Source organism: Clostridium sp. D43t1_170807_H7, from assembly GCF_015555905.1.
GTDB lineage: Bacteria > Bacillota > Clostridia > Clostridiales > Clostridiaceae > Clostridium.
Window position 1 is genome coordinate 104,720 of the sequence record NZ_JADNLK010000005.1, and the last position, 13,865, is coordinate 118,584.

The window sequence follows — 13,865 nt, forward strand, 5'->3', positions numbered from 1 at the left end:
GATCAATGGAATTATCAAGAAAAGCACAAAGAATCGAAGCGTCAGTAACTTTAGCAATAACAGCAAAAGCTAAAGAAATGAAAGAAAGTGGAATTGATGTAATTAGTTTTGGAGCAGGTGAACCAGATTTTAATACTCCACAAAATATAATTAATGCTGCTATAAAGGCAATGGAAGATGGTAATACAAAATATACAAATGTAAATGGAATACTTCCATTAAGAGAAGCTATATGTAAGAAATTTAAGGATGACAATGGTTTAATATATAACCCATCACAAATAGTAGTATCTACAGGGGCTAAACAATCACTTGCAAATGCATTTTTAGCTATATTAAATCCAGGAGATGAGGTAATTGTACCAAATCCATATTGGGTTAGTTATCCAGAACTTATAGGATTAGCAGATGGAAAAGCAGTATTTGTAGAAAGTAATGAAACATCTTCTTATAAGTTTACTAAAGAAAATTTAGAAAAGGCAGTTACTGAAAAGACTAAAGCTATTATATTAAATACGCCTAATAATCCAACAGGAACTATCTATAGTAAGGAAGAATTAATGGAAATAGCTGAATTTGCGAAAAAGTATAATCTTATAATAGTTTCTGATGAAATGTATGAGAAGTTAATATATGATGGAGAAGAGCATGTAAGTATTGCCAGTGTTTCAGATGATGCATATGAAAGAACTATTGTTATTAATGGTTTATCTAAATCTTATGCTATGACAGGATGGAGATTAGGTTATTGTGGTGCAACAGAAAAGATTTCAAAACTTATGACTAATATTCAAAGCCATATGACTTCTAATGTTTGTTCTATAACTCAATATGCAGCAGTTGAAGCTTTAAATGGTCCCCAAGATAAGGTTAAAGAAATGATTTCCGAATTCGAAAGAAGAAGAAATTATATGGTTAAGACTTTAGAAGAAATGAATAATTTAAGCATAATTAAACCACAAGGTGCATTTTATATTATGATAAATATTGATAAATGTTTAGGAAAAGAAATTAATGGAGAAAAAATTACTGATTCAATGGATTTTTCCGCTAAGTTATTAGAACATGAAAAAGTAGCAGTTATTCCAGGAAAAGCTTTTGGATTAGACAACTATGTAAGAGTATCTTATGCAACTTCAATGGAATTAATTGAAAAAGGGCTAGAAAGAATTAATAAGTTTGTTAATAAGTTAAAATAAATAAAAGGGGCTGAAGCATATAGAATGCTCAGCCTCTAGTAAGTTAAGCTGGAGGAAAATACGTGGAAAAATTAGCGATATTTGATATAGATTATACAATAACAAGAAAAGAGACTTTAATGGAATTTTTTAAATATATTGTATCTAAGGATATAAAAAACATAAAATTCTTACCAAGAGCTTTATATTCAGGAGCAATGTATGGCATTAAGGTTTATGATGAAAGAAGAGTTAAAGAGTGTTTTTTAAAGTTTATAGAAAACATAGATGAAGCAGAGTTAGCTAAGCTTACTAAATCATTTTATGATGAAAGAATAAGTAAAATACTTTATAAAGATGCAGTAGATATGATAAAGAAATTAAAAAAAGCAGGATATATGGTAATACTTATATCAGCATCACCAGAGTTCTATGTTAAAGAATTTTATGCAATAAAAGAAGTAGATTTAATAATTGGAACTAAGTTTGCATTTGAAGGTGGAAAATTCATAAGAAAAATGGATGGAAAGAACTGTAAAGGTGAAGAAAAAGTTAGAAGATTAAATGAGGTTTTAAAAGAAAAAAATATAAAAGTAGATTTTAAAAATTCATATATGTTCTCAGATTCATTATCAGACAAACCATTATTAGATCTTGTTGGAAATCCATATTTAATTAATTATAAAAAGAAACATGAAATAGAAATTTTAAGATGGAAATAAATAATCTTCAAAGGAAGTGTAATGTTAATGGAAGCGATAAATAAATTTTACTTAAATAATGGAATAATATATTCTATTAATGATTTTACTGATGAAGATTATAAGGAAAAGATAATATATGAGGTCTTAAGAGTTGTTAATGGAAAGCCAGTATTTTTAAAGGAACACTTAGCTAGAATGCAAAAATCATTTAAGCTTATAAATAAAGAATTTCCATATAGTGAAGAGGATATAGAAACTTTAATAGCTAAAGTTATTAAAAAGAATGATAATGCTATTGGTAATATAAAGATTACATATAATATAAGTAATGGTAATTTAAAAATATATTATATAATGCATTCGTATCCTGCTGAGGAATACTATGAAAAAGGAGTAAAAGTTATTCTTTATTATGGGGAAAGAGAAAATCCTAATTTAAAGATAGTTAGTACAGAATTTAGAGCGAAAATTGCAGAAAAAATGAAGGAAGCTAATGCTCATGAAGCACTTTTAGTAGATAGAAATGGTTTTATTACAGAGGGAAGTAAATCAAACTTTTTTGGAATAAAGGATAAAAAACTTATAACAGCTAAGGGTGAAGCAGTACTTAGAGGAATTACAAGAGATAAAATATTTAAAATAGCAGAATCATTAGGGATAGAAGTAGAGGAAAAAGAAATAAAGGCTACAGAAATAAGAGAACTAGATTCATTATTTATTTCAGGAACTTCAGTTGCTATATTACCAATATCTCAAGTTGATGATATAAAATTTAATGTTAACAATGAAATTTTAAGAAAAATTATGAAGAGATATAATGAACTTTTAGAAGGAAAATTATAAAATTGTTTTATAAAAAAATGATAGTTACTGGATATATATTAAGTGTAATAATTATTTTAGGGGGTAAATTTATGGAAATAAATGAACTTATTAATTTAATTGCTAATGTTGGTTTTCCAGTAGCTATTAGTGCATATTTACTAATACGATTAGAAAAGCAAATAATGACATTAACATTTTCAATAAATAAGCTGAATACCATAATTTCTACTAAACTTGGTATTGTAATTGATAATGAGTAGTAATCAAAAATGAGTGTATCATGGAGATACACTCATTTTTTATATTAAGATGTTATAGCATTAGTTATTGGAGGTACAACTTGTTTCTTTCTAGAAAGAATTCCAGGAAGGAATGCACCTTTATCTTTTAAAGTAATTTTAAATGCTTTTTCAACTATTTCAGGTTTAGCACCTGTAACTAATATTTCAGAACCTTCATTTAATATATCAGTTAATAATAACATAACCATTTCTAATCCAGCTTCTTTAGCCTTTTGATCCATATAATTTAACATTTCTTCTTTTAAAGGCATAAATCCTTCAATATCCATTGTATTAACTTGAGAAATACCTACTTTAGTACCTTCAATAGTAAATGGTTTGAAATCAGTATTGAAGATTTGCTCAACAGTTTTACCTTTTAATGAAGTACCTGCTTTAAACATTTTTTTTGCAAATTCTTCTATGTTTATACCAGCAATTTCAGCAAGTTTTTTGCAGATATACTTATCTTGTGGAGTGCAAGTTGGGCTTCTGAATAATAATGTATCAGAGATTATTGCTCCACAAAGAAGTCCTGCAGCTTTTCTTGATGGTCTAATACCATTTTCAAAGAAGCATTTAGCAACTATTGTTGAAGTACTTCCAACTGGTTCGTTTCTGAAGTAAATTGGATTATTAGTTTGAATATCAGCAACTCTGTGGTGGTCGATGATTTCTACTACTTCAGCATCTTCTAATCCATCAACAGATTGACCTCTTTCATTATGGTCAACTTGGATAACTTTTTTCTTGTGGTTAGAAATTAAGTGGTATCTAGAAACAGTACCAACAACTCTACCATTTTGATCTAAAACAGGATAGCTTCTAAATCTAGTTTCAGCCATAACTCCTTTTATGTCATCAACTAAATCATCAGTTGTGAAAGAAACTATATTTTCTTTAACCATTACATATCCAACAGGGATACTTTGAACAATAAGTCTTGAAGCTGTAAATGAATCATGTTGAGTAACTATTACAGTAACACCATGCTCTTTAGCTAAGCTTATTATTTTTTCAGATGGAGCATATCCACCAGTAACTATCATTAATGAAACATTAAGGTTGATTAATGCAGCTTGAGCTTCTTCTCTGTCACCAACAATAGCAATGTCACCTTCTTCTATGTGTTCAGTCATAGTATCAGGTTGCATAGCTGTAACTGCTATTTTACCAGGGAAGAATTTTATATCTTCATTTACATAACAAACTTTAGCAGATAAAGTATCAATTATGTTATCTAAAGTTGTATTACTTTTTGCTAATATTCTGTTATCCCAGATATCCATATAGCAAGAAGTTAAATTAGCTACAGATAGTACCCCTAATAAGTGGTTATTTTCATCAGCTACAGGTAAAGTTTTTATATTTTTATCTCTCATAATTGTCCAAGCTGTTTTTAATGAGATGTCAGGAGAAATAGGACTTATATTGTCAAATTGTAAGTCTTCCACTTTAAGCTTAACTGTGTTTAAGAATTTTGGTGCTTCAGCATCAAAATAATCTAATATAAATTGAGTTTCTTGATTTACATCACCAAGTCTGCAAGCAACAGTTTTAGTTTCACCAATCTTGTTTTTAAATTCAGAATATGCATAAGCTGCACATATTGAGTCTGAGTCTGGATTTTTATGACCAGTTACATAAATTATATCTTTCATGTAATATGCCCTCCTTAGTATATTTAAATAAATAAAGCAATTAAATTTTTATGTTATCAAAGATAACTTTTAACTTTTTAAACTAGCAAAATGCTATTCAAAAAATTTACTATCTTAATAGCTTTATACATATTTTCGCATATTACTATTCTATATTTCTAACTGAGATTTGTAAATAAAAATGTAAAGTATAATGAATAGAAATTTAACTTAATTATTCATAGTATTACATAAACATTAATATATATATACAAGAGTTCTTGATGAGGAGGAGAAAGAGTGATACAGGAAAAAGAATTTACTAGGGGATTAAGTAGTAGAGAAGCAGAAAAAAGAATTAAAACCTATGGTTTAAATGAACTTAAACATAAAAAGAAGAAGTCACCGATTTTGATTTTCTTAGCTCAATTCAATGATTTTTTAGTATGGGTATTGATAGGAGCCACTATTATATCAGGATTTATTGGGGACAAGGCAGATGCAATAACGATACTTATTATAGTAATTGTAAATGCAATATTAGGCTTTGTACAAGAATTTAGAACTGAAAAATCACTAGAAGCATTACAGGAGATGGCAGCACCCACTTGTAAGGCTATAAGGGATGGAAATATTAAGGTAATAAATTCAAGAGAATTAACAATAGGTGATGTTGTAATATTAGAAGCTGGGGATAGAATTCCGGCAGATGGAACATTTATTGATGCTGCAAATATGGTAGTAGATGAATCATTATTAACAGGAGAATCTGTAGGTATATCTAAAGATACAAACAAAGGAAAAAATGAAGGATACATGGGTACAATAGTTTTAAAGGGTAGAGGATTGCTAATGGTTGATTCCGTAGGTATGAAAACTGAAATGGGAAAGATAGCCAATCTTTTAGATAACATAGAAGAAGAAAAGTCTCCTTTAAGAGAAAGATTAGATTCCTTGGGTAAGATATTAGTTGTAGTTTGTGTTATAGTATGTATAATTGTTACTGTTCTTGGAATATTAAGGGGAAATAATATTACTGAAATGTTCCTTTTAGGTGTATCATTGGCTGTTGCCGCAATACCAGAAGGGTTGGCTGCTATAGTTACTGTTGCATTAGCATTAGGTGTAAGTAGAATGCTTAAGAGAAATGCATTAATTAGAAAATTACCAGCAGTTGAAACTCTAGGATGTACTTCAGTAATTTGTTCAGATAAAACTGGGACTTTAACTCAAAATAAAATGACAGTAAAAGAAATTTTAACAAATGGGAAAATTTATGAGTTAGATAAAGAAAAGTTATATGATTGTGAAAAGCTAAAAGAAGCTTTTGTATATTGTAATGATACAAATTATAATTATGATATTAAAGATATTGATAAAGCGGTTATGGGAGATCCTACAGAAACAGCTTTAGTTAAAGTGTTTTTTAAAGAAACAAAAGAAGCAGAAAGTTTTATTGCAAGAGCTAACAGATCATTTGAAATACCATTTGATTCTACTAGAAAAATGATGACTGTAATAATGAATGTAAATGGTAAAGAAACTTGTTATATGAAGGGGGCTCCAGAAAGAGTATTAGAGAGATGTAATTCTGTATTAGAAAATGGCAAAATAAAGCCGCTTACAGCTCAAAAGAAAAAGCAAATTTATAATTATATTGAATCTATGTCTAATAGAGCGTTAAGATGTATAGCAGCTGCCTATAAAGAGGAGCATGTAGTTAAAAATGATTCTGTTGAAGATAATTTAATATTCTTGGGAGTTGCAGGTAGTATGGATCCTCCTAGAATAGAAGTTAAAGATGCAGTATTAAAGTGTAAAATGGCAGGAATTAAGCCTGTAATGATAACAGGAGACCATAAAAATACTGCCTTAGCAATTGCAAAGAGCATTAATATTTGTACTACAGATGATCAAGCTATTACAGGTGATGAATTAGAAAAAATGTCTGATGAAGAGTTAGTAAAGAAAGTAGATAAATTAAGGGTATTTGCAAGGGTATCTCCAAATCATAAGTTAAGAATAGTGAGAGCTTTTAAAAAGAATAATAACATAGTTGCAATGACTGGTGATGGTGTTAATGATGCTCCTGCAATAAAAGAAGCTGATATAGGTGTTGCTATGGGCATATCAGGAACAGATGTTACTAAGGAAGCCGCATCAATGGTTTTAATGGATGATAATTTTGCCACAATAGTATCTGCTGTTGAGGAAGGAAGAATTATTTATGATAACATAAGAAAGTTTATTAGATACTTATTATCTTGTAATTTAGGTGAAGTGTTAACAATGTTCTTAGCATCATTATTTTACTTGCCAAATCCACTTACACCAATACAGATTTTATTTGTAAACTTAGCTACAGATGGATTACCAGCTATTGCATTAGGAATTGACCCTGCAGATAAAGATATAATGAGACAGTCACCAAGGGAAAAGAATGAAGGTATATTTGCAAGAGGTCTTTGGGAAAAAATTATTGTTAGAGGATGTCTAATTGGAATTTGTACTTTATTATCATTTATGGTTGGTAGATATTATGGAATGGATTTAGCAACTTGTAGAACAATTGCATTATGTACATTAGTTATGTCTCAACTTTTACATGTTTTTGAGTGTAGATCAGAAAGGCATTCTATATTTGAAATAAATGTATTATCAAATATATATTTATTAGGAGCAGCAATAATCTCAATTACAATGATATGTGGTATATTATATATTCCATTTTTAAGGGGAATATTTAATACAGTTGCCTTAAATTTAGGACAATGGTTATTAGTAATATTCTTCTCAGGAATAATTTTCTTAATAAATAGTGTGTATCTTCTTATAAAATCTAAAAAGTAAATTTAAATGGGCTATCTTTGATTAGATGGCCTATTTTTGTTAAAATGTACAAATTTAAATGTTTACAAGAAAAAAACAGTTGTATTTTATAGAAATACATGTTAATATTTTTATATGGTAATTCTTGCTTGAAATACAAATATAACACAGAAAGATGAAAAATAAATAAAGATATTGGAGGTGTAAAATGAGATTTATAAGCACTAGAGGAAAAGGGGAAGCTATTTCATCTTCTGAAGCAATTATAAAGGGGATTGCTGATGATGGAGGATTGTATGTTCCAATAGAGTTTCCAAAATTATATGATAATTTGAAAAAGAAAATGGGGCTTTCTTATGAAGAGTTAGCATATGAGATAATTAGGGAATTTTTTGATGATATTGGTGATGAAAATTTAAAAGAGGCAATAAGAAATGCTTATAATGATAAATTCTTTGTAAAGGAAGAGAAAAACTTTTTAGAATTATATCATGGGCCTACATCGGCTTTTAAGGATGCAGCACTTTTATTCTTACCACAAATAATGAAAGCTGCAAAGAAAAAAGAAAATATAGGCGAAGAAATAGTAATATTAACTGCAACATCTGGAGATACTGGTAAAGCTGCATTGCAGGGGTTTAGCAATGTAGATGGATTTAAGGTTGTAGTTTACTATCCTGAAAAGGGAGTAAGTACAATTCAACAAAAGCAAATGGTAACACAAGAAGGTAATAATGTAAAAGTAATCGGAATTAGGGGCAATTTCGATAATGCGCAAAGTGGGGTTAAGTCAATATTTGGGGACAATGAATTGAAGAAGAAATTAAAAGAAGAAGGATTTTTATTATCTTCAGCAAATTCAATTAATATTGGAAGACTAATACCACAGATTGTTTATTACTTTTATGGGTATTTTGATTTAGTCAATAAGCAAAAAATAAAAGAGGGCGATAAAATAAATATAGTGGTTCCAACAGGGAACTTTGGGAATATATTAGCAGCTTATTATGGGAAAAAAATGGGGCTACCTATAGGAAAGTTAATATGTTCATCAAATGAAAATAATGTATTAACAGACTTCTTAAAGACAGGAGTATATGATAAAAGAAGAGAGTTAATACTAACAGAATCACCATCAATGGATATCTTAATTTCATCAAATTTAGAAAGATTATTATTTGAGGCTAATAACAGGGATTCATTAGAAACTAAGAAGCTTATGGAGGAGTTGAATTCAAAAGGGGTATATTCAATTTCCCAAAATGCTAAAGAATTTTTAAATGATTTTTATGGGAATTATGCAAATATTAATGAAGTTTATGAAGCTATTAAATATGTTTATGATAATGAGCAATATTTAATGGATACACATACTGCAGTGGGCTATGTAGTATTAGAAAAATATAGAAAAGAAACTTCAGATTATAGACAGGCATTAGTTGCATCAACAGCTAGTCCGTACAAATTTCCAAGAAGTATTTGTAATGCCTTAGGAATAGATATTAGTGGGAAAAATGATTTTGAAATATTAAACATATTAAGTGATAATACGAACACTGATATACCTAATAATCTAAAGAACTTAGATAAAAAAGAAATACTTCATAAGGAAATATGTAATAAGGATAAAATGAAAGAGAGCTTACTTGATTTTTTAAGGAGAACTAAAAATGATTAAAGTAAGAGTACCAGCGACATCAGCCAATTTGGGGCCTGGATTTGATTCGCTGGGAATCTCCTTAAATATATATAATGAATATGAATTTGAACTTAAAGAGAATAAGGGGCTATTCTTTGAAGGTGTTGAAGAAGAATTTCAAAGTGAAGATAATATTATTTTTATGGCCATAAAGAAAGTTTTTGATAAATATGACTTTAAATTTAATGGCATAAGGATTAAAATAATAAAGCAAGATATCCCAATATCAAGGGGACTAGGTTCAAGCTCAAGTTGTATAGTAGCTGGGCTTATAGGGGCTTTTGCATTAATGGGCAAAGAAATAAACAGAGATGAGATATTAAGTTTAGCTGTTGAGATTGAAGGACATCCTGATAATGTATGTCCAGCTATTTTTGGAGGATTAGTTTCTACTATAATGGTAGATAATAAAAAGCCATTATATAATTGTGTAGAAGTTAAAGATGGAGTTAAGTTTATTGCATTGATTCCAAGATTTAAGCTTTCAACTGAAAAGGCTAGAGCGATATTGCCTAAAGAGGTTCCATTTAGAGATTGTATTTATAATATAGGGAGGGCTGCCCTTCTAATATCATGTTTCTCAAATGGAAATTATGCTTTGTTAAAGGAAGCCACTAAAGATAGAATTCATGAAAGGTTTAGAAGTAAACTTATTGATAATTTTGATGAAGTTTATAATAAATCATTAGAACTTGGAGCATTTAGTTGTTTTTTAAGTGGTGCAGGGCCAACATTAATGGCAATAGTAGATAATAAAGATATAAGCTTTGTAAGTGATTTTACAAATTTTATGAAAGAACAAAATATTAATTGGGATATTAAAGAGTTAAAAATAGATAAACATGGGGCAAAAATTTTGAAAGGTGAATAATATGAATGGTGATTATTTAGTTATTGATAAAAAGGTTTTGCCAGAGGTATTTGAAAAGGTAATTAATACAAAAAAGATCTTACAAGAAGGTAAGGTAAAGGAAATTACTGAAGCTACCAGGCTTGCAGGAATAAGCAGAAGTGTTTATTATAAGTACAGGGATTATGTTTTTGAGTTTTCTCAAATGTCTAATGGAAGAAAAGCAACTTTTAATATGATAATTGCGCATGAAAAGGGTGTACTTTCTAATATACTAAATTTTATTTCTGAAAAAGGTGGAAATATTTTAACTATTGATCAAGGTATTCCAATTAATAATTTAGCAAACCTAAGTTTAACTATTGATATATCAACGATGAAAATTGAATTAAGCAAAATGCTAGAAGAATTAAAAAGATTAGAATTTGTTGATAAAGTTGAATTTATTGCAATGGAATAAAAATTAGTGAGTTTGTTACTAAAATAGTAATGAACTCTTTTTTATATAAATTTATAGATATATTTCATAGAAAAATGATAGGAATACTAGATTTTATTCTATAAATTGTTTACTTATTGCAAAGTAAATGGTAGAATTTTAAATTAATATGAAAGAATTTTTCAAAATATTAAAGTTGTAAGTTCAATTTGTAAAATTAAAATTTTAAATTTCACTTATGATGTAAATACTAAAAGAAAGGAGTGATTGTCATTGAATATTTATTTTGATAATAGTGCTACTACAATGCCTTATGATGAAGTAATAGAAGAAGTAAGTAAAGGTATGAAGGAGTATTTTGGCAATCCATCATCTTTACATAAGATAGGAATGAGCTGCGAGAAAAGATTAAATGAAGCTAGAGAGTATTTTGCATCTACTATTAAATGCAATAAAGAAGAGATTTATTTTACATCTGGCGGAAGCGAAGGAAATAATCTTGTTTTAAAGGGATTGTTAAAGCCAGGTCATCATCTTATAACAACTACTTTTGAGCATCATTCAATAATTAATACATGTAAAGAGTTAGAAGATAAAGGTGTCAAAATTACATATTTAGATGTAGACAGTGAAGGAAGAATTTCATTAGAAGATTTGGAAGAGTCTATATGTAAAGATACTGTTTTAGTATCAATAATGTATGTTAATAATGAAATGGGTGCTATACAAAATCTTGAGGCTATAGGAAATCTAATAAAGGAAAAAAGTTCTAGAGCAAAATTTCATGTAGATGCTGTTCAAGGCTATGGGAAGTTACCTATTGATGTTAATAAAGCTAAAATTGATTTATTAACAGTAGCAGGGCATAAAATTCATGGACCTAAGGGAACTGGATTAGTTTATATAAAAAAAGGAATAATATTAAATTCTCTTATTTCAGGCGGAGGCCAAGAGAAAGGCTTTAGAGCAGGTACAGAGAATCTTCCGGGTATAATTGGCTTTGAAAAAGCTGCAAAAATTACTTTTGAAAATATAGATAAAAGATATAAAGAAATTTCTGAACTTAAAGCTTATTTTATTGAAAGATTAAAAGAGATAAAGGATATTAGAATAAATAGTGGAATAGAAGGATTTAGTCCTTATATTTTAAATGTATCTTTCCTAGGAGTAAGAGCAGAAGTTTTATTACATTTATTAGAGGAATCAGGAATATATGTTGCTACTGGTTCTGCATGTACGTCAAAAAGTAGTGCTGCTCATGGGAGCTATGTAATAAAGGCTTTAGGATTGAATAATAGAGAAATTGAGTCAGCTATAAGATTCTCATTCTCATACGAAAATACAAAGGAAGAAGTAGATTATACAATTGATGTACTGAAAAAGTCATTAATGTTTTTAAGGAGAATAAAAAGATGAATAATAAATTAATATTAGTTAAATATGCTTCAGAAATATTCCTAAAGGGATTAAACAGAGGGAAGTTTGAAAGAAGATTAAAAGAAAATATAGAAAAGAAACTTTCTGGATTACAATTTGAATTTGTTACTGATCAAGGAAGAGGATTTATTAAAGCAGAAGATATAGATGCAGCTGTAGAAAGAGTAAGAAAAGTTTTTGGAGTATCTGAAGTATGTATAGTTACTGAAGTAGAAAGAGATTTAACTGCAATAAAAGAAGAGGCTTTAAGAAAAGTAAAAGAAGCTAATCCAAAGACATTTAAAATAGAAACAAATAGAGCAAATAAAAAGTTCCAATTAAATTCTATTGAAACTTCTAGAAACGTAGGAGGATATGTACTTCATCATTTTGGAGATGGATTAGAAGTTGATGTTAAGAATCCAGAGTGTTTAGTAAACATTGAGATTAGAGAAAAAGCATATGTATTTACAAGCAAAGATAAAATAAAGGGCGTTGGGGGATTACCTTATGGAATGAATGGTAGTACAATGCTTATGTTATCAGGAGGAATAGACTCTCCAGTTGCAGGATATTTAATGGCTAGAAGAGGTGTAGAGCTTAACTGTGTATATTATCATAGTCATCCATATACTTCAGAAAGAGCTAAAGATAAGGTTAAAGAATTAGCTAAAATCCTTTCTAATTACACAGAAAGAGTTAATTTATACATAGTACCATTTACAGATATTCAATTAGATATAATGGAAAAGTGTAGACAAGATGAATTAACTATATTAATGAGAAGATTTATGATGAGATGTGCATGTGTTTTAGCTGAAAAGTATGGAGTACAATCAATCTCAAGTGGAGAAAGTATAGGTCAAGTTGCAAGTCAAACTATGGAAGGATTAATAGTAAGTACTGATTGTGCAGATAGACCAGTATTTAGACCATTAATTGCAATGGATAAATGCGACATAATGGATATTGCAAAAGAAATAGGAACATATGAAACTTCAATTTTACCATATGAAGATTGTTGTACAATATTCGTACCAAAGCATCCAAAGACTAAACCACAATTAGAAGCTATGAGAAAAGCAGAATCTGTTTTAGATGTTGATGCAATGGTAGAAAAAGCAATTAATAATACAGAATTAGTAGTATTTTAATTTAAATATTAAATAAATTATATAAAAGATGGATTGTTTTAATAGAGCTTAAGATAATCCATCTTTAATTATATTACATAAATTAAAACTTAAAGTTCATTATTAAATTAAAAATTATAATAAAGATTTTTAATTTATAGTAAAGTATAACTTAGCTAGATAAAATCGTATTATCTTTTTGAAGTGTTTATAATGTAAAAATAATTTTCAAAAATAAATGCTACAAGTAATAGTGGTTTCCATAAATTAGAACCATCAACTTTTATAAATATGCTCAATATAAAACTACTTAAAGAAAGAAAAATAATGAGAAGCAAAAATAAATTTAAATATTTAGATTTATTAAAGCTTGAGGATATATATTTAAAGTCATAAATTAATTTTATTATAAAAAGGAAACATAACAAATAAAAAATAGTGTTATTCATAAATTACTCCTGATAATCTTAATTAATAATTTGGTTTCAAGAAATAGACTTTTGTTATAATAAAAAATTAAATGTAGTAGTTAAAAAATTAATTTATTAGAGAACCAAGCCAATAAGCTAAATCATAGGCTAAACTACTTCAAGATATTTGAGGTAAAGTAAAGTTATCTAAGTTTGTGAAGTTTTCCATATTATAAATATATTTTATAGTTTTAACAATGTACTAGTTAAAAATATAATTAAAAAAACAATAAGAAAAAAAATTTTTTTAGGAGAATTATCTAACTTTTTTAATAATATAAAACTAATTCCTATAGATGAATATTGAAATATATCAAGAATATAATTTTGGGATGTAAATAATGTAGCTAATATGCTTAAAAGACCAAAACTTAAAAAATATATCCTACTATATAAAAAAA

The 13,865-nt window shown here is 28.1% G+C and carries 11 protein-coding genes; 10 read left to right on the forward strand and 1 reads right to left on the reverse strand.

Features of this window, described 5'->3' with window-relative positions; all coding sequences use genetic code 11:
* Positions 1-5 precede the first annotated feature (5 nt).
* From I2E98_RS04690 to I2E98_RS04705, 4 genes are all read left to right on the forward strand, one after another.
* Positions 6-1,199 (forward strand): pyridoxal phosphate-dependent aminotransferase, encoded by a 1,194-nt coding sequence (locus tag I2E98_RS04690; protein WP_195467806.1) that lies wholly within the window; start codon positions 6-8, stop codon positions 1,197-1,199.
* Between the two features lie 62 nt (positions 1,200-1,261).
* A complete protein-coding gene (locus I2E98_RS04695; protein ID WP_195467807.1) occupies positions 1,262-1,900 on the forward strand; it encodes an HAD-IB family hydrolase in 639 nt (212 codons plus the stop codon).
* 27 nt (positions 1,901-1,927) lie between these two features.
* On the forward strand, positions 1,928-2,725 hold the full coding sequence (locus tag I2E98_RS04700; RefSeq protein WP_195467808.1) for an aminotransferase class IV: 798 nt from the start codon (positions 1,928-1,930) through the stop codon (positions 2,723-2,725).
* A 71-nt stretch (positions 2,726-2,796) separates the two neighbouring features.
* A complete protein-coding gene (locus tag I2E98_RS04705) occupies positions 2,797-2,967 on the forward strand; it encodes a YvrJ family protein (RefSeq protein WP_195467809.1) in 171 nt (56 codons plus the stop codon).
* Positions 2,968-3,011: 44 nt separating this feature from the next.
* Here I2E98_RS04705 and I2E98_RS04710 read toward each other — a convergent pair whose 3' ends face one another.
* Positions 3,012-4,649, reverse strand: a complete 1,638-nt coding sequence (locus tag I2E98_RS04710; RefSeq protein ID WP_195467810.1) for a putative manganese-dependent inorganic diphosphatase — start codon at positions 4,647-4,649, stop codon at positions 3,012-3,014.
* Positions 4,650-4,928: 279 nt separating this feature from the next.
* Between I2E98_RS04710 and I2E98_RS04715 the strand changes: the two genes are divergently transcribed.
* From I2E98_RS04715 to thiI, 6 genes are all read left to right on the forward strand, one after another.
* On the forward strand, positions 4,929-7,478 hold the full coding sequence (locus I2E98_RS04715) for a calcium-translocating P-type ATPase, PMCA-type (RefSeq protein ID WP_195467811.1): 2,550 nt from the start codon (positions 4,929-4,931) through the stop codon (positions 7,476-7,478).
* 187 nt (positions 7,479-7,665) lie between these two features.
* Entirely contained in the window at positions 7,666-9,135 is a 1,470-nt protein-coding gene (gene thrC, locus I2E98_RS04720; protein WP_195467812.1) for a threonine synthase, read from the forward strand.
* The gene (gene thrB / locus I2E98_RS04725; protein WP_195467813.1) at positions 9,128-10,027 is read left to right on the forward strand and encodes a homoserine kinase; all 900 of its coding nucleotides are present in this window, start codon (positions 9,128-9,130) and stop codon (positions 10,025-10,027) included. Before thrC ends, thrB begins: the two co-directional genes overlap by 8 nt.
* Position 10,028: 1 nt before the next feature.
* Positions 10,029-10,466, forward strand: a complete 438-nt coding sequence (locus tag I2E98_RS04730) for an ACT domain-containing protein (protein WP_195467814.1) — start codon at positions 10,029-10,031, stop codon at positions 10,464-10,466.
* Between the two features lie 252 nt (positions 10,467-10,718).
* Positions 10,719-11,861 (forward strand): cysteine desulfurase family protein, encoded by a 1,143-nt coding sequence (locus tag I2E98_RS04735; RefSeq protein WP_195467815.1) that lies wholly within the window; start codon positions 10,719-10,721, stop codon positions 11,859-11,861.
* Positions 11,858-13,015: a tRNA uracil 4-sulfurtransferase ThiI gene (gene thiI / locus I2E98_RS04740; protein WP_195467816.1), complete on the forward strand. Its 1,158-nt coding sequence runs from the start codon at positions 11,858-11,860 to the stop codon at positions 13,013-13,015. Before I2E98_RS04735 ends, thiI begins: the two co-directional genes overlap by 4 nt.
* Positions 13,016-13,865 lie beyond the last annotated feature (850 nt).